This window comes from Nonomuraea fuscirosea (assembly GCF_003001935.1).
GTDB lineage: Bacteria > Actinomycetota > Actinomycetes > Streptosporangiales > Streptosporangiaceae > Nonomuraea > Nonomuraea fuscirosea.
The window spans coordinates 242,257-260,936 of the sequence record NZ_PVNG01000009.1 but is presented as its reverse complement, the minus strand read 5'-3'; the positions used below and the strand labels follow the sequence as shown (position 1 = coordinate 260,936).

General features: G+C 72.0%; 15 protein-coding genes. 6 read left to right on the top strand and 9 right to left on the bottom strand.

Features of this window, described 5'->3' with window-relative positions:
• Positions 1–9: 9 nt before the first annotated feature.
• The gene (locus tag B0I32_RS22275) at positions 10–1,503 is read right to left on the bottom strand and encodes a PucR family transcriptional regulator (protein WP_106242473.1); all 1,494 of its coding nucleotides are present in this window, start codon (positions 1,501–1,503) and stop codon (positions 10–12) included.
• A gap of 94 nt (positions 1,504–1,597) precedes the next feature.
• On the opposite strand from B0I32_RS22275, the gene B0I32_RS22270 reads away from it, so the two are divergent.
• The 3 genes from B0I32_RS22270 to B0I32_RS22260 all read left to right on the top strand — a co-directional run bounded on the left by B0I32_RS22270 (position 1,598) and on the right by B0I32_RS22260 (position 5,548).
• A complete protein-coding gene (locus B0I32_RS22270; protein ID WP_106242471.1) occupies positions 1,598–3,808 on the top strand; it encodes a molybdopterin cofactor-binding domain-containing protein in 2,211 nt (736 codons plus the stop codon).
• A 65-nt stretch (positions 3,809–3,873) separates the two neighbouring features.
• Positions 3,874–4,107, top strand: coding sequence for an EF-hand domain-containing protein (locus tag B0I32_RS22265; RefSeq protein WP_106242469.1), 234 nt, complete (start codon positions 3,874–3,876; stop codon positions 4,105–4,107).
• Between the two features lie 55 nt (positions 4,108–4,162).
• Positions 4,163–5,548, top strand: coding sequence for an NCS2 family permease (locus tag B0I32_RS22260; RefSeq protein WP_106242467.1), 1,386 nt, complete (start codon positions 4,163–4,165; stop codon positions 5,546–5,548).
• A gap of 3 nt (positions 5,549–5,551) precedes the next feature.
• Here the strand turns inward: B0I32_RS22260 and B0I32_RS22255 are convergent, their stop codons facing one another.
• On the bottom strand, positions 5,552–6,484 hold the full coding sequence (locus B0I32_RS22255; RefSeq protein WP_106242465.1) for an excalibur calcium-binding domain-containing protein: 933 nt from the start codon (positions 6,482–6,484) through the stop codon (positions 5,552–5,554).
• Positions 6,485–6,634: 150 nt separating this feature from the next.
• Here B0I32_RS22255 and ald point away from each other — a divergent pair, with 150 nt between their 5' ends.
• Positions 6,635–7,750, top strand: a complete 1,116-nt coding sequence (gene ald, locus B0I32_RS22250; protein WP_106242462.1) for an alanine dehydrogenase — start codon at positions 6,635–6,637, stop codon at positions 7,748–7,750.
• Positions 7,751–7,909: 159 nt separating this feature from the next.
• Here ald and B0I32_RS22245 read toward each other — a convergent pair whose 3' ends face one another.
• Positions 7,910–8,614, bottom strand: a complete 705-nt coding sequence (locus B0I32_RS22245) for a thioredoxin-like domain-containing protein (RefSeq protein WP_106242460.1) — start codon at positions 8,612–8,614, stop codon at positions 7,910–7,912.
• A gap of 133 nt (positions 8,615–8,747) precedes the next feature.
• Here B0I32_RS22245 and B0I32_RS22240 point away from each other — a divergent pair, with 133 nt between their 5' ends.
• Positions 8,748–9,377, top strand: a complete 630-nt coding sequence (locus B0I32_RS22240; protein WP_245955956.1) for a DUF305 domain-containing protein — start codon at positions 8,748–8,750, stop codon at positions 9,375–9,377.
• A gap of 4 nt (positions 9,378–9,381) precedes the next feature.
• Positions 9,382–10,776, top strand: coding sequence for a phytoene desaturase family protein (locus B0I32_RS22235; RefSeq protein WP_106242457.1), 1,395 nt, complete (start codon positions 9,382–9,384; stop codon positions 10,774–10,776).
• 4 nt (positions 10,777–10,780) lie between these two features.
• Here B0I32_RS22235 and B0I32_RS22230 read toward each other — a convergent pair whose 3' ends face one another.
• The 6 genes from B0I32_RS22230 to B0I32_RS22205 form a co-directional block, all read right to left on the bottom strand.
• A complete protein-coding gene (locus tag B0I32_RS22230; protein WP_106242454.1) occupies positions 10,781–11,836 on the bottom strand; it encodes a threonine aldolase family protein in 1,056 nt (351 codons plus the stop codon).
• Complete coding sequence (locus B0I32_RS22225; protein ID WP_106242452.1) at positions 11,833–12,462, bottom strand: SDR family NAD(P)-dependent oxidoreductase; 630 nt, start codon at positions 12,460–12,462, stop codon at positions 11,833–11,835. Before B0I32_RS22225 ends, B0I32_RS22230 begins: the two co-directional genes overlap by 4 nt.
• Positions 12,459–14,558 (bottom strand): DUF6421 family protein, encoded by a 2,100-nt coding sequence (locus B0I32_RS22220; protein WP_106242450.1) that lies wholly within the window; start codon positions 14,556–14,558, stop codon positions 12,459–12,461. Before B0I32_RS22220 ends, B0I32_RS22225 begins: the two co-directional genes overlap by 4 nt.
• 90 nt (positions 14,559–14,648) lie before the next feature.
• Entirely contained in the window at positions 14,649–15,305 is a 657-nt protein-coding gene (locus B0I32_RS22215; RefSeq protein WP_106242447.1) for a response regulator, read from the bottom strand.
• 80 nt (positions 15,306–15,385) lie between these two features.
• A complete protein-coding gene (locus B0I32_RS22210; RefSeq protein ID WP_106242445.1) occupies positions 15,386–17,119 on the bottom strand; it encodes a serine/threonine protein kinase in 1,734 nt (577 codons plus the stop codon).
• Positions 17,119–18,582: a zinc ribbon domain-containing protein gene (locus tag B0I32_RS22205; protein ID WP_106242443.1), complete on the bottom strand. Its 1,464-nt coding sequence runs from the start codon at positions 18,580–18,582 to the stop codon at positions 17,119–17,121. Before B0I32_RS22205 ends, B0I32_RS22210 begins: the two co-directional genes overlap by 1 nt.
• Positions 18,583–18,680 lie beyond the last annotated feature (98 nt).

The following is an 18,680-nucleotide window of genomic DNA, read 5'->3' as shown; positions in this document are numbered from 1 at the left end:
GGGGGGCGGTCACCGGGGCGGCGCGGTGTCCCTGAGCGCGAGGAAGAAGTCGACCCTGTCGGCCATCGTGGACAGGTCCCTGCCGGTCAGTTCCTCGATCCGGCGGATGCGGTAGCGCACGGTGTTGACGTGCACGTGCAGCAGCTCGGCGCAGGCGTTCCACGAGCCGGCGCGGTCGAGGAAGACGCCGAGCGTGCGCACGAGGTCGGACTGGTGCCCGCGGTCGTAGTCGAGCAGCGGCGACAGCAGCCGGGAGGAGAAGGAGCGGCGCACGTCTCCCGGCACGGTGGCCAGCAGCAGCGCGTGGGTGTAGATCTCGTCGCTGGTCACCACGCCGCCGTCGCGGGCCTCGGCCAGGCGGCGGGCGTGCCCGGCCTCCTCGACGCCGCCCTTGAGCGCGGCGGCGCCGGTGAGCGCGCCGCTGAGTCCGGCGCACAGGCGGGTGCCCGGCAGGGCGGAGAGGACGGCCGCGCCGGCGCGCAGCCGTGCGGCCAGCCCGTCGGCGCCGCTCTCGCGCAGCGGCACGACGGCGACCGCCCCGCCGGCGCTGGCCGCGGCCACGACCTCGCGGCCGAGCAGCTCCTCCAGGATCTGGCCGCCGAGCGTGGCCGGGTCGGGGCCCCGGGTGGCTCCTGGTGTGGGCGCGGTGACGTCCACCACCGCGTACGGCTGCTCCGAGTCGATCCCGCACATGCGCAGCCTGGCGTTCAGCTCGGACACGTCGGCCTCGGTCAGCGCGGCCGCGACGAGCTGCCCGGCCAGGCGGCGCTCGACCCTGCGGCCCTCCTCGATCCGGCCGCGTTCGAGACCCACGCAGGCGGCCAGCTCGTAGCCCACGTCGGCCCGGTCGAGCAGGTCCCCGTCGCAGGCCAGCGCCCATCCGGCGGCGCGGTGGCCGCGTCCGACGGCGAAGATCGTGTGCTCGCCGGCCACGGCGGGCAGCCGGGGCGCGGTCAGGTACGCCCGCGCCAGCCCCGCGGGATCGCCGGCCGAGCCCACGATCACCTCGCCCGACGCGGACACGACGACGCCGGTGACGCCCAGCTCGGCGGCGGTCACCCGGAACAGCTCGGGCAGATCGGCCCCTTCGGCGAGGGCCGCGACCAGGCGGCGGTGGCGGCCGAGCGCGTCGCGCACGTCACCGGCCAGCCGGGACCCGGCCAGCTCGGCCAGCGTGCGGAAGGAGACCTCGACCGGCACGTCCACCAGCGGCAGCCCGGCCTGCGCGCAGGCAGCCACCAGGTCGTCCGGCACGTGCCCCAGCCAGGCCCGTCCGGCGCCGAGCGCGGCCACCCCGGCCCGCTTCAGCGCGGCCACGAACCGGGCGGAGTCCGCCGGGGTGTGCCACCACATCAGCCCGGTCAGCACCAGCTCACCGCCGCCGAGGTAGCGGCCGGGCTCGGGCAGGTCGGTGATGTGCACGGTGCCGAACTCGCGATCGGGGTCCCCGGTGAGCAGGGTCAGGCGCAGATCGTCGATGGCCAGCAGGTCGGAGATGCGCACTTGGAGGAATATACAAGCCCGATATGACAAGCGATGACCGTGATTTCACGTCGGGCGCATAGGTCTGGCCGCCGGGCGGTGCTCTACTCGGAAGATGACCGAGACCACAGACACGGGGACCACCGACACGGGGACCACGTACACGGGCTCCCCGGTCACGGGCGTCGGGGAGAGCGCGCGGCGGCCGGACGCCACGCTCAAGGTGACCGGCGAGTTCGCGTACGCCTCCGACCTGTGGCTGGACGGCATGGTCTGGGGGGCGACGCTGCGCAGCCCGCACCCGTCGGCGTGGATCCGCTCCATCGACGTGGGCCCGGCGCTGCGCATCCCCGGGGTGTTCGCCGTGCTGACGCACGAGGACGTGCCGGGCGAGAAGTTCTACGGGCTTGAGCACAAGGACCAGCCCGTGCTGGCCATCGATCAGGTCCGCTACCAGGGCGAGCCGGTGGCGCTGGTGGGGGCCGACCATCCGGAGACGGCCCGCAGGGCGGCGGCGGCCGTCGTGGTCGAGTACGAGCCGCGCGAGGCCATCACCGACCCCCGGCGCTCCCAGCACTTCGTCCGCCACCAGCCGGTACGGCGCGGCGACACGTTCGAGGCCGAGGTGGTCGTCACCGGCGAGTACGAGGTCGGCATGCAGGACCAGGCCTTCCTCGGCCCCGAGTCCGGCCTGGCCGTGCCCGCCGAGGACGGCGGCGTGGACCTGTACATCGCCACCCAGTGGCTGCACGTGGACCGCGACCAGCTCGCGCCCTGCCTGGGTCTGCCTCCGGACAAGGTGCGCCTGACGCTGTCGGGCGTGGGCGGCGCGTTCGGGGCCCGCGAGGACCTGTCGATGCAGGTGCACGCGTGCATGCTGGCGCTGCGGCTGAACCGTCCCGTCAAGATCGTCTACGGCCGGGAGGAGTCGTTCTTCGGCCATGTGCACCGCCATCCCGCCCGGATGCGGTACGAGCACGGCGCCACCCGTGACGGCCGGCTGGTCTACGTCAAGGCGGACATCCTGCTGGACGGCGGCGCGTACTGCTCCTCCTCCCCCGCCGTCGTCGGCAACGCCGCGTCGCTGGGGGCGGGCCCGTACGAGGTGCCGAACGTGCGCGTGGACGCGACCGGCGTCTACACCAACAACCCGCCGTGCGGCGCGATGCGCGGGTTCGGCGCGGTGCAGGCGTGTTACGCCTACGAGTCGCAGATGGACCGCCTGGCCGAGGCGTGCGGCCTGTCGCCGATCGAGGTCCGGGTGCGCAACGCCGTCTCGCAGGGCTCCCGGCTGATCACCGGCCAGGTGATCGACTCCCCCGCGCCGCTGGCGGAGATGCTGCGCGACCTGGAGGCGATGCCGCTGCCTCCGGGGGAGCCGGCCCGGGACCTGCGCGGGCTGCCCGGCGGCGTCTCGCAGACCACCCACGGCGAGTCCGTGCGCCGGGGCGTCGGCTACGGCGTGGGGATCAAGAACATCTGCTTCTCCGAGGGCTTCGACGACTACTCCACGGCCCGGGTGCGGGCCGAGCTGATCGGCGGCGAGCCGCACGTCACGGTGCACACGGCGGCGGCGGAGGTGGGCCAGGGGCTGGTGACGGTGCAGGCCCAGATCGCGCGGACCGAGCTGGGCGTGGAGAACGTGACCGTGGCCGCCGCCGACACCTCGGTCGGCTCGGCGGGCTCCTCCTCGGCCTCGCGGCAGTCGTACGTCACGGGAGGCGCGGTCAAGGCGGCCTGCGAGGCGGTGCGCAAGCAGTTCGAGGGGCTGCCGGCCGCCGAGGCGCTGGCCCGGTCCGGGCCGATCGAGGAGACCCGCGAGTACCGGCACCGGCCGACGTACCCGATGGATCCGCTCACCGGGCAGGGCGACTCGCACACGCAGCTGGCTCTGTGCGTGCACCGGGCGGTCGTGGACGTGGACGTGGAGCTGGGCCTGGTCAAGGTGGTCGAGCTGGCGGCCGTCCAGGACGTGGGGCGGATCCTGAACCCGCAGGCGCTGGAGGGCCAGATCCACGGCGGCTCGGCGCAGGGGCTCGGCCTGGCGCTGATGGAGGAGATCCAGATCCGCGACGGCCGGGTGCTCAACCCGTCGTTCACCGACTACCTCATCCCTACGATCCTCGACATGCCGCCCATGACGATGAAAATCCTGGAAAATCCGGACCCTGCGGCCCCCTACGGGCTGCGCGGCGCCGGCGAGCCCCCCACCCTCTCCTCCACTCCCGCCATCGCCGCCGCCGTCAGAGCGGCCACGGGACTCCGGTTGACTCGCGTTCCGATCAGGCCGGAAGATATCGCCTTGTCCGACAGCGGGACGTCCTAGAGCGGTACGTTCCCGGGCGACACGTTCGACGAGGGCTCGATGAACTCGATAAAGGGGGATTCTGGATGACAAGCGCGCATGAGGCGGCCGAGGCGGAGTTCAGGCGCTTCGACGCCGACGGCGACGGGCTGCTGACCGCCGACGAGATCAGGCAGGCCAACGAGGCACTGGGCGGGCAGGGCGCGTCCGAGAGCGAGATCGAGGCGTTCATCCGCTCGGCCGACAGCGACGGCGACGGCACGGTCAAGCTGGAGGAGTTCGTCGCCCTGGTGGGCCACGGCCGCCACGAGAAGGCTTGACCGCCGCCCACGCTGGGTAGGCCACCCGGCATTCCCCCTGATCACGCGAGGGGGAATGCCGGTGCTCGACCGACTCTTCGAGCTGAGCGGGCGGGGCAGCAACGTCGGCCGCGAGGTGCGCGGCGGGGTGACCACGTTCGTGGCGATGGCCTACATCATCCTGCTCAACCCGATCATCCTGGCCGGCGCCCAGGACGTCACCGGCGCCCGTCTCTCGATCGGCGAGCTGACCACCTCCACCGCGCTGGCGGCGGCGATCTCCACGCTGCTCATGGCCTTCGTCGGCAACGCCCCCTTCGGCCTGGCCGCGGGGCTCGGGCTGAACGCGGTCGTCGCCTACCAGGCCGCCCCGCACATGACGTGGGCGCAGGCCATGGGCCTGGTCGTGCTCGAAGGCGCCGTGATCATCCTGCTCGCGGTCACCGGCCTGCGCACGCTGATCATGAACGCGATCCCGCTGGCGCTCAAGCACGCGATCAGTGTCGGCATCGGGCTGTTCATCGCGCTGATCGGGCTGGTGGACGCCGGCTTCGTCGCGCGGGGCTCGGGCACGCCGGTGCAGCTCGGCGCGACCGGGCACCTCACCGGCTGGCCGGTCGCGGTGTTCTGCTTCGGCCTGCTGCTGATGATCCTCCTGTACGTCCGCGGTATCCCCGCCGCCATCCTCATCAGCATCGCCGTCACCGCGCTCCTGGCCATCCTGGTGAACTCGCTGGCCACGATCGACCCCGCCACCTGGGGCGTGGTCGCCCCGCGCGTGCCCGAGTCGCTGGTCGCGGCGCCGGACTTCGGGCTGGTCGGCCACTTCGACCTGTTCGGCGGCTTCGTCACGGCGGGGGCGCTGACGGCCACCGTGGTGCTGTTCACACTGGTGCTGTCGGGCTTCTTCGACGCCATGGGCACGATCATCGGCGTCAGCGACGAGGCCGGCCTCGTGGACCAGGAGGGCCGGGTGCCCCGGCTGGGCCGGATCCTGACCGTGGACGGCGTGGCCGGCATGGTGGGCGGCGCGGCCAGCGCCTCGGCCAACACGGTCTTCGTGGAGTCGGCCGCCGGTGTGGGCGAGGGCGCGCGTACCGGCCTGGCCAGCGTCGCGACGGGGGCGCTGCTGGGGCTGACGCTGCTGTTCACGCCGCTGGCGGCGGTGGTGCCCGCCGCCGCGGCCGCGCCCGCGCTGGTGCTGGTGGGGGCGCTGATGATGACGCAGAGCAAGAACGTGCCCTGGAACGACCTGGAGCTGGCCGTGCCGGCGTTCCTGACGATCTCGCTGATGCCGTTCACGTACTCGATCACGAACGGCGTGGGCGCCGGCGTGATCGTCTACACGCTGATCAAGGCGGTCAAGGGGCGGTTCGCGGAGATCCCCTGGCTGCTGTGGGTGGTCTCGCTGGTCTTCCTGGCCTACTTCGGCATCGACTGGTTCGAGGAACTGTTCGCCTGACGGCTAGCGGATGTCGGCGCTGTTGCAGGCCACGCCGTTGGCGTCGACGTCGACGTACCAGGTGTACTCCTCGTGCGTGCCCCGGTAGTAGGGGCCGTCGCCGGCCGCCACGGCCTCCTTGCAGGAGGCGTAACGCTTGTCGGGAGCACGGCCGCCGTTCGCGGGCGGGGTGGCGGCGTCGCCGCCGCCAGGCTGGCCGGTGCCGGCCGGGCCGGTCGTCGCGGGGCCGGTCGGCTGCTGAGGCGCGCCGGTGCCGGGAGTGCCCTGATCGGGAGTGCCCTGGTCGGGGGTGCCCTGGTTGGGGCTGCCCTGGTCGGGGGTGCCGGTCGGGCTCGCGCTCGGCGTGCCGCCCATCAGGCGGGTCACCAGCGCGTCGGCGTCCTGCTCGGTGAGGCCGGAGATGCTCACGCTGTCGCCGTTCATCTGCTGGGTGACGATGGGCGCGGCCAGCACGACCTTGGGCTTGTCGGCCTGCTCGGGCGCCAGGACGATCGCCACCGCCCGCTGGTCGGGCACCAGCTCGTCGATGAGCTCGACCAGCCGGTCCTTGAACGCGGGCGCGATCGCGATGCGCACGGAGTACTGGCCGTCGTTGCCGCGCACGGCCTCGATCCGCTGCACGGCGCCGACGGTGACGCCGTCTTCGAGCAGGTAGCAGGTGGTCCGCTTCTCGTCGAGCACGGCCGGGTCGCCGGGGCAGGGCGCCACCTTGGTCTCCCTGACCGGCGCGAAGTGGATGGGCACCGCCAGGCGCTGCGGCGGCGTGCCGCCGAGCAGCGGCGTGTCAGGGCTCCTGGTCATGAGGACGGCGACCGTGCCGAGCACGCCTGCGACGAGCACGACGAGGACGAGCGAGACGATCAGCACGATGGTGGTGAGTCTGCTGGCCTTCGGCTCCCCCGGGTCCGCCAGCGGCGGCTCTTCCGGCTTGTCCATCGATGACGAATCCCATCCTGATGTTCGGGCTGCCGGTGAGCTTATCGGCGAGAAGCCGCACCGGGGTAATCAGCCGGACAATCCTCACTGATCCGTGAACTGAGGGGAAGAATGACAGCGGAAGGGCACGTCCGGCGAGAAGAGCTGTCCATGAAGGTCGGAGTACCACGCGAGGTCAAGAACAGCGAATACCGGGTGGCGCTCACGCCCGCGGGCGTGCACGAGCTGGTCCGTCACGGCCACCGCGTCTTCGTCGAGGCGGACGCCGGCGCGGGCTCCGCGATCCCCGACGCCGACTTCGCCGGGGCGGGCGCCGTCCTGGTGCCCGGAGCCGACGAGCTCTGGGGCACGGCCGACCTGGTGATGAAGGTCAAGGAACCGGTCGCCGAGGAGTACCACCGGCTGCGCAAGGGACAGGTGCTGTTCACCTACCTGCATCTGGCCGCCTCCGCCGCCTGCACGCGGGCGCTGCTGGAGTCGGGCTGCACCGCGGTGGCCTACGAGACCGTCCAGACGCCCGACGGCGCCCTGCCGCTGCTCGCGCCCATGTCGGAGGTGGCCGGGCGGCTGGCGGCCCAAGTGGGCGCCTACCACCTGATGCGCTCGCAGGGCGGCAGAGGCGTGCTGATGGGCGGCGTGCCGGGGGTGCGCGCGGCGCACGTCGTGGTGATCGGGGCCGGGGTGTCCGGCATGAGCGCCGCCGCCATCGCGCTCGGCATGCAGGCCGAGGTGATGCTGCTGGACAAGAACATCGACAAGCTGCGCCAGGCCGACCTGATCTACCAGGGTCACTGCCAGACGATCGCGTCCAACACGCTGGAGATCGAGCGCGCGGTCCTGGAGGCCGACCTGGTCATCGGCGCGGTGCTGGTGCCCGGCGCCAAGGCTCCTGAGCTGGTGGGCAACGACCTGGTCAGCCGGATGAAACCGGGCTCGGTGCTGGTGGACATCTCGATCGACCAGGGCGGCTGCTTCGCCGACTCGCGGCCGACCACGCACGAGCAGCCGACGTACCGGGTGCACGACTCGCTCTTCTACTGCGTGGCCAACATGCCCGGCGCCGTGCCGCACACCTCCACGTTCGCGCTGACGAACGTGACGCTGCCGTACGCGCTGGCCATCGCCGACCTGGGCTGGCGGCGCGCGATGCGCGAGGACGCCGTCCTCGCGGCCGGTCTGAACACGCACGAGGGGCGGCTGACCAGCCGCCCCGTGGCCCAGGCGCACGGCCTTGCGTGGACGCCGCCGCGGGAGATCCTGGGCTGAGCCACCGGTTCGTCGCCGGCTCTGTTCAACCAGCGCCCGAACGGTTACCGTAAGTAGTGATCACCTACTTACGGTGACATCTCGACAGGAGAGCCGCGCAGGGCCCTGCGGGGGCGGGGCCCTGCGCTCGCCGCCCGGCCACCGCCGGCCGAGGGCTCGCTACTGCTGGCTGGGCGACGGGGAGAGGGTCTCCATCGGCGTCTGCGGCTGGCCCGTGGGCTGCGGCGGCAGCGGCGCCTGGTCGGCCGTGGTCGTGATCGCGTCCTGGCCGCCGCACGTGGCGCCGGGCTCGGGCGTGTCGGAGCCGTTCTGGTAGCGCTTGATGAACGCACCGAGCTTCGGGTCGGCCGGGTCGGTCAGCTTGAGCTGGTGACCCCAGGAGGAGACCACGATCGGGGAGGGCAGGTTGGGGAAGGGGCTCATCAGCATGTAGTCCTGCTGGCCGGTCGAGCCGGCGACCTCCTTCAGCTTGTCGACCTGCGCCTTGGCCAGATCAGGCCGGTAGGTGATCCAGACCGCGCCGTGCTCCAGCGAGTGGACGGCGTGCTCGCTGTGGATCGGCTTGTCGTAGATGGCACACTGCTGCCAGTAGTTGTTGTGCTCGCCCCCGACCGGGGGCGTCTCCTTGTACGAGACCGCGTTCCACACGTGCTGGCCCGCCTCGTACTTGACGCTCGACACCGCGTCGAGCGAGGTCTGCCTGGCCGTGTTGATCAGGTAGAAGCCGACCACGCCGACGAGCACCACGATGATGAGCCCTCCCGTGCCCCACATCAGCAGTGCGGCGCGGCGTTGTTTGCGCTGCTGCTCGGCCCGCATCTTCTGCAGATGCTCGCGCCGCGCCTGCGCCTTCTCCTTCGTCATCGTTCCTCCATCGGCGTGCCAACTCCGGGTCACCCTATGCCCTCCGGGCGTATGCAGAGAATAAGCGCGACATAAGCGTCCGATCACGAGCCCGGCCGCAGGTGGGTACGCTGGACGGGCGATGGAGAAGCCCGTGAGGAAACCGATTCTGCTCGTCTGCGGCGTGCTGGTGCTCGCCGCGGCCGCCTTCCTGTTGTTCGGCCGCGACGGCACGCCCGGCGACGCCTCGCCCGAGGCCGGGTTCGCCCGCGACATGGCCACCCACCACGCGCAGGCCGTCGACATGGCGTTCATCGTCAGGGACAAGGGCCCCGCCCGAGAGATCAGGAGCCTGGCCTTCGACATCATCAACACCCAGGCCAACCAGCGCGGCATGTTCCAGGGCTGGCTGCAGCAGTGGCAGCTCACCCAGGCCACCGACCAGCGGCCGATGGCGTGGATGAGCGGCCACGGCCACGGCGCCGCCCCGGCCGCGACGGTCCCGGCGGGCACCATGCCCGGCATGGCCACGCCGCAGGAGCTGACCAAGCTCAAACAGGCGGAGGGCACGCAGGCCGAGGTGCTGTTCCTGCAGCTGATGATCCGCCATCATGAGGGCGGCGTGGAGATGGCCGAGGGGCTGCTCAAGCTGTCCACCCGCGCTGAGGTGGTCAGCATGGCGCAGAAGATCGTCGACGGCCAGACCGGGGAGATCAAGCTCATGACGGAGTTGCTGAAGCAGCGGGGCGCCCAGCCCTACCCGTCGATACTGAAGACCTCATAGGGCGATGCGCGCCGACGCGGTCGTGGTGGGGTCGGGGCCCAACGGACTGGTCGCCGCCGTCACGCTGGCACGCGCCGGGCGTCAGGTGCTGCTGCTGGAGGCGGCCGAACGGTTCGGCGGCGGGCTCCGGTCCGCCGAGCTGACCCTGCCCGGCCACGTCCACGATCTCGGCGCCACGGTGATGGCCATGGCGCTGGCCTCCCCCGCCCTGCGCGGGCTGGAGCTGAAGGGGGCCGAGTTCGCCCACTCCCCCGTGGCCGTGGCCCATCCGCTCGACGACCGGCCCGCCGTGCTCGTGCACCGCGACGTGCGGCGTACCGCGGCCGGGCTCGGACCCGACGCGGGCGCCTGGCTGGCCAGCGTCGGAGCGCTGGTCAAGGCGGGACTGCCGCTGGTCGAGCTGCTGCTCAAGCCGCTCGGCCCGTGGCCGGTCGCGCCACGCGCCCTCGCCGGAGCGGCCTGGTTCGGGCCGATGGCGGCGCTGCCCGCGACCACGTTCGCCAAGGCGCTGCGGAGCGTGGAGGCGCGGGCGCTGCTCGCGGGCATGGCCGCGCACTCGATGCTCGACCTGCGCTCCCCCCTCACCACCGGCTACGGGCTGACGCTGGCGGGCCTGGCCCACCTGGTGGGCTGGCCGGTGGTGCGCGGCGGATCGCAGGTGCTGGCCGACGCGCTGGTGGCCGAGCTGAGGTCGCTGGGCGGGCAGGCCGTGACCGGGCATCGGGTACGCCGCCTGGCCGAGCTCGACGCCCCGATCGTCGTGCTCGACGTGACGCCCCGGCAGTTGCTCGCGCTGGCCGACCTGCCCGCGGGCTACCGCAGGCGGCTGGAGCGCTACCGCTACGGGCCCGGCGTGTTCAAGATGGACTGGGCGCTCGACGGGCCGGTGCCGTGGCGCGATCCCGCGGTGGCCGGGGCGGCCACGGTGCACCTGGGCGGCACGTTCGAGGAGATCGTGCTCAGCGAGGCGGAGATGGCCGCCGGGCGGCACTCGCCGCGGCCGTACGTGCTGCTCGTGCAGCCGTACGCGGCCGATCCGACGCGGGGCGGGCACACGCTGTGGGCCTACTGCCACGTCCCGAACGGCTCGGCGACCGACATGAGCGACGCCATCGAGACTCAGATCGAGCGGTACGCCCCCGGCTTCCGCGACCGGGTGCTGGCCCGGCACGTGTCGGGGCCCGCCGAGCTGGAGGCGGGCAACCCCAATTTGGTGGGCGGCGACATCGGGGGCGGGCTGGCCGGCCTGGGGCAGTTCCTGCGCCGCCCGGTCTGGTCGCCCGCACCGTGGCGGACGCCGCTGCCGGGGGTGTTCCTCTGCTCGTCCTCGACGCCGCCGGGGCCGGGCGCCCACGGGATGGGCGGCTGGCAGGCCGCCCGGCTGGCCCTGCGCTCCTAGGCCGTCAGCCGGCCGCCCGCAGTTCTTCGGCCAGGGCGGCGGCGAAGGCGTCCACGTCCTCCTCGGTCGTGTCGAACGCGCACATCCAGCGCACCTCGCCCGTGGACTCGTCCCAGGTGTAGAAGCGGAACCGCTTGCGCAGCCGTTCGGCGGCGTCGCGCGGCAGCACGGCGAAGACGGCGTTGGCCTCGACCGGCCGGGCCAGTTCCACGCCGGGGATGTCACGCACGGCATCGGCCAGCCGCCGCGCCATGGTGTTGGCCCGCCGGGCGTTGCGCAGCCACAGGTCACCCGAGAGCAGCGCCTCGAACTGCACGGACACGAACCGCATCTTGGACGACAGCTGCATGAACGTCTTGCGCAGGTAGTCGACCCCGGTGGCCGCGTCCGGGTTGAGCACGACGACGGCCTCGCCGTACAGCAGGCCGATCTTCGTGCCGCCGAAGGAGAGCACGTCCACGCCCGCGTCGGTGCTCAGCGCGCGCAGCGGGACGTCGAGCGCGGCGGCGGCGTTGGTGAGCCGGGAGCCGTCGAGGTGGACGAGCAGGCCCAGGTCGTGGGCGTGCGCGCAGATCGCGGCGATCTCGGCGGCGGTGTAGAGGGTGCCCAGCTCGGTGGTGTTGGAGATCGACACCACCTTCGGCTGGGCGCGGTGCACGTCGCCGAAGCCCCACGCCTGCCGGTCGATCAGCTCGGGGGTGAGCTTGCCGTCCGGCGTGGGGACGGTCAGCAGCTTGATGCCGCCGGCCACCTCGGGGGCGCCGCCCTCGTCGGTGTTGATGTGGGCGCTCTCGGCGCAGATCACCGCCTCCCACTGGGCGGTCATGGAGCGCAGGGAGACGACGTTGGCGGCGGTGCCGTTGAACACCGGCCAGGCCCGCGCCGTCTCGCCGAAGTGGCGCTGGAAGACCGCCTGCATGGCCTCGGTGTAGACGTCCTCGCCGTAGGCGATCTGGTGGCCGCCGTTGGCCGCGGCGACGGCCTGGAGGATCTCGGGATGCACCCCCGCGTAGTTGTCGCTGGCGAAGGCCTTCAGGCGGGGGTCGTGCCGGGGAGTCAAGAAGTGAGGTCCAATCTGGTGCCGTTGATCTCGGCGGCCGGGCGGTCGTAGAGGCCGCCGACGGCCGCCGCCAGGTCGTCGACGTGGGTGAAGCCGGGGAATTCGGCGTCGGGGTCGGCGGCGCGCATGGCGTCGTTGACCAGGGCCTTGACCACCAGGACCGTCGCGGCGGAGCCGGTCCCCCTGAGCGCGTCGGCCAGGGAGAACGTCCAGGACTCCGCCGCCGCCTTGGCCGCCGCGTAGGGGGCGCCCTTGGCGCTCGGCGCCTCGGCGGCCTTGGCCGAGACGATCACGAAGCGGCCGTTGTCGCTGCGGCGCAGCAGCGGCTCGAAGGCCAGCGAGACGTGCTGGAGGGTGCGGATCAGCAGGTCGTGCAGGACGTCCCAGTCGTCGAGGCTGGTCTCGGCGAACGAGCGGGAGCCGCGCCAGCCGCCCACCAGGTGCACCACGCCGTCCACGCGGCCGTGCTCGCGCTCGACGCGGGCGGCCAGTTCGGCCACGGCGGCGCGGTCGAGCAGGTCGACGTCGTCCTTGTCGACGCCGATCACGGTGTCACCCTTTTTATCGAAATATCCGCACACAGCGGCACCGGTAGGCCCGCCGGCCCCGGTCACCAGAATGATCATGCTCGGAGTCCCTTAGTCGATTCGACCACGTCGGCCAGCTTACGGCGCAGCGCCTCGTAGAACATGCTGAGGGGGAACTCGTCCGGCAGCACCGCGTCCACCTTGGCCTTCTGCTCCTCGGGCAGCGCCTGCACGCCCGCGGCCCAGACCGAGGCTGGATGCGGCGCCACGTACGCGCTGACCAGCTCGTGCGCCGCCAGCCAGTGCGCCAGCTTGGAGCGGTCGATGCTGTCGCGGTAGAGCTTCTCGACCAGGCCGCGCAGGTCGGCCACCCCGTCGGGCACCCGCTGCCAGTCGATCGTGAGCCGGTTGTCGGTCCACCGCACGATGTCGTTGCGGTGCAGGTAGGCGAAGAGCAGCTGCCCGCCGAGCCCGTCGTAGTTCCGCACCCGCTCACCGGTGATCGGGAACCTGAACAGCCGGTCGAACAGGATCGCGTGCTGGACGTAGCGGGCGTGCGGCACCCCCTGGGCCTCCAGCTTCACCGCCTCGCCGAACGCGGTCAGGTCGCAGCGCAGCTCCTCCAGCGAGTACAGCCAGTACGGCATCCGCTGCTTGATCATGAACGGGTCGAACGGCAGGTCCCCGTGGCTGTGCGTACGGTCGTGCACCAGGTCCCACAGCACGAACGTGTCCTGGGCCAGCCCCTGCGAGCGCAGCAGCCGGTCGGCGTCCGGCGGCAGGTCCAGCCGGAGCGTCTCGACGGCGGCCCTGGACACCCGCCGGAACCTTGCGGCCTCGCGGTCGGCGAAGATCCCGCCCCAGGTGAACCGCTCGGGCGCGCGGCGCACCGCGACCGTCTCGGGGAACAGCACGGCGGAGTGCGTGTCGTAGCCGGAGGTGAAGTCCTCGAACGCGATCGGGACGAACATCGGGTTGTCGTAGCCGCCCGCCTCCAGCTCGGCCAGCCAGCCGGGCCAGATGGTGCGGATCCAGACGGCCTCCAGGTTGCGGCCGGGGTTGCCGTTCTGCGTGTACATGGGGAAGAGCACGACGTGCTCCAGCCCGTCCTGGCGCTGGGTGTCGGGGTGGAACCGGTCGAGCGAGTCGAGGAAGTCGGGCACGCCGAGGTCCTGGCCGGCCCACTTGAGCAGGTCGGCGCGGACGGCCGCGAGGTAGGCGGCGTCGTGCGGGAAGTGCTCGGGCAGCTCGGCCACGTGACCGGCGATCTCCGCGACCAGTTCCCCGGCCCGCGGTCTGTTGTCCGCCGGCACCGAGCCGTCCTTGGCCTGCAGCGGCCGCAGTTCCTCCACGGCCGCCTTGAGCCGGGCGAACAGAGCGGCCTTGGCGCTGATCACCGGGGCCTCGTGCCGCGCCCGGCCGGCCTCGGCGTCGGGGACCCTGGCCGCCCAGGTGATCACGTTGCCCCAGAGCGTGCGGTGGTCGTGGTCGTCGATGGAGTCGTCGCCGAACAGGTCGGAGTCGGCGAACACGGCCACCCGCCCGCGCCCGTGGCGCAGCGCGACGGCCAGCGGCGCGCCCGCCGGGTCGGCCGCCGCCGACGTGGCGAACAGCACCTCGGGCGCCTCGGCGGCCGCACCCGGCTCACCCTCGACGGCGAGGGTGCCGGCGCGGTAGAAGCAGGCCGACCGCACTCCGGCCAGCAGCCCCGACTCGCTGGAACGGTCCCCCAGCACCCAGGTGGCCACGCCCCGGTACGCGTGCGCCGGGTCCCGTACGGTCCCGTGCACGACCCGCACCCCGAACCGGGCCAGCAGCTCGTTGAGGTTGTTGCCGTACTTGTCCTGCTCCTCCTCGGCCAGCACCACCAGCCCGCCGCCCCCGGCGACGAAGGATTCGACGGCGTCCAGCTCGGCGGCGGAGAACAGCGGGCTGCCCTGCCCGGTGGTGCGCTCCCAGCGCTCGCCCGACGGGTGCGCGATCACCAGGACGTCCTGGTCCGCGAGCGCCTCGGCGTCGAGCGGGCCCCGCGTGCGGGCGGTGACCGCGTGCCCCAGGTGCCGCAGCAGCCCGGCCGCGCGGGCGTAGCTGTTGTCGTCGGGATGGGCGGGGTTGATGGCCTCGGCCACCTCGCGCCGGACGGTCCACGACTCGCTGTGCGCTTCGTCGAACAGCACCCGAGGGAACGATGACATGAAATATCTCCTGTTTCTACCGCCTTATGACGAAAAATATACACACAACCCGGACATGCCCCGCCAAACCCTTCCGCATGGTGAGACGGTCTAGGCCGCGCCGGGGCTCACGACTCCGGTCTCGTACGCGAAGACGACGGCCTGCGCCCGGTCGCGCAGCGACAGCTTCATCAGCACCCTGGCCACGTGCGTCTTGACCGTCGCCTCCCCCACGTACAGCTCCCTGGCGATCTCCGCGTTGGTGCGGCCGCGCGCCAGCAGCCGCAGCACCTCCAGCTCGCGCGGCGTCAGCTCAGCCAGCGCGGGCGACGGCCGCGGCTCGGCGCGGCCGGCGAACGAGGCGATCACCCGCCTGGTCACGGCCGGGTCGAGCAGCGCGTCGCCGGCGTGCACCACCCTGATCGCCTCGATGAGCTGCTCCGGCGGCGAGACCTTGAGCAGGAACCCGCTGGTGCCGGCGCGCAGCGCGGCGTGGAGGTTCTCGTCGGTGTCGAACGTGGTCAGCGTGATGACCTTGGGCGGCGACGGGACGGCGAGCAGTTCCCTGGCCGCGGCCAGCCCGTCGAGCCTGGGCATCGAGATGTCCATCAGGACGATGTCCGGCCGCGTGCGCCGGGCCACGGCGACCGCCTCACGCCCGTCGGCCGCCTCGCCGACGACCTCCATGCCGGGGTCGCTCTCGACCACCATGCGCAGCCCGGCCCTGACCATCGCCTGATCGTCGGCGATGACTATGCGAATGCCCACACGCCGGAGGGTAGACGCCGCGCGCCCGGCTGAACACCGCCGGGAGGCGGCGGCCAAGCCGGGCGCAAGTGAGTTCCAAGTCAGGACACGCGCACGCTCTGCCTGATCCTGGTCTGGGTGGCGTCGTCGCAGGTGGTCCTGGCGCAGAAGTACATGACAAGCATGGTCTTGGGCTCGCGGTCGATCACGTAGCTGACGAACGCGAGCGTGGTGCCGCTGTCGGGGTCGTGCAGGTTGCCGTCGAAGCGGGTGGCCGGGCTGTCGCCCGCCTGGTCCTGGATGGGCTTGCCGACGTTCACCTGTCCGGGCAGGAGCACCTCCATCTTGGCCTTCATCAGCTCCGAGGTGCCGTTGGCGTCCAGGGTGTCGGAGACCTGGACGTAGACGCCGGAGGCGGCCTCGGGGTCGTCGGCGACGATCTGGGTGATCTTCGACCAGTCGGCGCCGGGGCCGGCCACGAACAGCTGCTCGAAGTCGGTGGCGTGCGGGGAGACCACGGCGAAGAGGTCCTGGTGGGTGCGGACGGTCCAGTCGCCCGGGTACTCGAACGTGAGCGGCGCGGCGGCGCTGGTCTTGTAGCGGGCCCAGGTCTCGGCCTGGTTGTTGAGGATGACGAACGCGACCAGCGCGAGCGCCGCGACGGCGGCGACCAGCGTGGCGGCCACGATCGGCAGCCGTCCCGGCCGCTTGGCCGCCGTGACCGGTCCTCCGGCGCCGGGCCCCCCGGGGAACGACGCGGCCTGCTGCGGCACCGCGCCGGGGCCGGTGGACGGTCCGGTGGCAGGATGGGGCAGCGGCAGGGAGTGCGGCCCGGAGGTCGGGCCGGAGGTCGGGCCGGAGATCGGGCCGGAGATCGGGCCGGAGATCGGGCCCGCGGGTGGTTGCTGCACGGGGTACGGCCCGGAGTGCGGGCTCGTCCCAGGACGGGGCACCAGGTGCGGCCCCGAGCCCGGCCCGCCGAACGCGTCGTAGCGGGGCCCGCCGATCGCGTCGCGCAGCGCGGTCACGAACTCGGTGCAGCTCGCGTAGCGCTGCTCGGGCGACTTGGCCAGCGCCCGCATCATCACGGCGTCGACCTGCGGCGGCAGCTCGGGCCTGATCTGCGACAGCGGCGTGGGCTGCTCGGCCAGGTGCGCCCACAGCAGCGCGATGTCGTTCTCCCGCTGGAACGGCAGCCGCGCCGACAGTCCTTCGTAGACCACGCAGCCCAGGGCGTACTGGTCGCAGCGGCCGTCGATGTGCTCCTTGTTGATCTGCTCGGGCGACATGTAGCGGGGTGTGCCGATGAACTGGTCGGTCTGCGTCAGCCCGGAGATCGACGAGCGGTGCTTGGTGATGCCGAAGTCGGTCAGGTAGACGTGGTCGCCGGCCAGCAGGATGTTGGCCGGTTTGACGTCGCGGTGGATCAGGTCGTGGGCGTGGGCGGCGTCGAGCGCGGCGGCCACCTGGGCGAAGATCTGGTTCGCCTGGCCGATCGGCAGCGGGCCCCGGTCGTAGATGAGCCGGCGCATGTCGAGGCCGTCGACGTAGCGCATGGCGATGTAGAGGACGCCGTCGGCGTCGGCGTTGGCCTCGTAGATCGGGATGATGTTGGGGTGCTCGATGCTGGCGACCGTCCTGGACTCCAGGATGAAGCGCTGCCTGAACCGGTCGTCGACGCTCAGCACCGGGTTGAGGATCTTCAGCGCCACCCGGCGGCTCAACCTCGGGTCGAGTGCCAGGTAGACGACGGCCATGCCGCCCTTGCCGACGATGTCCTCGATGTAGTACCCGGCCACCTCCTGGCCGATGAGCGATCTTTCGTTCAATGGCATCACGTCTCGATGGGGTGGCCGCAGTAGCCGCAGAAGCGGTGCGCCGGTCCGAGCCTCATGCCGCACGAGGTGCAGTACTTGATCGCCGGGTCCGGCGCGGTCATCACCTGCTGCTGCTGCGGGACCACTTGGAACGACTGGGACCGCCGGACGACCACGGTCTGGTTGGCGCCGTCGTCGAGCGGTGGACCGGCCGCCAGCGGCTCTGGCAGTTCCGTCGGTGTTTCAGGAGAGCGGCGACGCCACAGCAGATACGCTCCACCGGCCGCGGCTATGAAAAGTATCCCGGCCGCCAGGATGAAGGGCCACAGCGGCGTGGAGCGCACGGGCTCGCTCACCGCCTGCTTGGTGCCCTGGTCCTCCGGGCCGCCGCGCTTGGCCAGCGAGGTCTTGAGCAGGCCCGCCGCGACCACGTTGCCGGGGTAGAGCTCCAGCACGCGCTGGAAGCCCGGCGCGGCCTCGGTGTAGTACTGCGTGTGGTAGCGGGTCAGCGCCGCCTCGAACGCCGTGTCGATCGCGCCCCGGCGCGGCACCACCTTGGCGGCGGCCAGGATGCCGGTGATCTCCCTGACCCCGATCATCCGGCCCTGCTTTCCGCCTCCGACGAGCATGCCGATGACGTGGCCGTCCTTGTCGCCGATGACGGGCGCGCCGACCAGGCCCTTGTCCGCGAGGCCGCCCAGCTTGACGGGCTCGTCGACCTTCTTGTCCGGGTCGGCGAACGGCCGGCCGCCCGATCCCGCCGCGCCGCCCGCGGCCAGGTGGGCGATCTCGACGGTGTGCGCGACGTTCGGGCCGGGCCGGCCCAGGAAGCCGGCCACGTTCGTGGGTGAGCCCGCCTGCTCGGGCACCTTGTCGGCCAGCGGCGCGGTCGGCATGCCGACGCCGCCCGTGGCGGGGGTCAGCGGCACGAGCACGGCCGGGCTGTCGGGGTCGGGGCCGGCCTTGATGCACTTGACCTTGAACCCTTCCGCGCTGGCCGGCGAGACGTTGGGGAAGGCCGTGATCTCGGTGGTGACGTCGATGATGCAGGTGGCGGTGCTGCTCTTGGGCGGGTAGCAGTCCTGGAGATGGCGGTCGAGCAGGTCGTCGGAGAGCTTGTGCTTCTTGTAGTCGTCGGGGATCTTCACCTTGTGGTGCTCGGCGAAGATCTTGTTGGCCGCGTAGACGGCCACGTCGTCCGGGTTCACCGCCAGCCGTCTCAGGGCGACGATGGTGCCGTCGGGGCTGACGACCGTTCCGGTTCCCTGGGCGAACGGGACGTCATAGGACCGCTCCACATGCTTCAGCTCGCTGACGTGATCGAGCAGCGTGATCTCCACGTGGGACACGGCTTCCAGTCGTACGACGGCGGGGCTCACCAGGTCGGTGATCCCGCTCGGGTGTTCGTGCGCCGCGACCGGCAGCGCGGTGAGCGCCAGTGCCGCCGCGACGCCGGTGAAAAGAGCTGTGAGGCGCGCCATCTCTCCGCTCCAAACGCAGGACCTAGGACCAGCGTCCCAATCACCTGCCGTAAGTCAATAGACCACTACATAGACAAGCGCTTGCTCGGGGACATAAC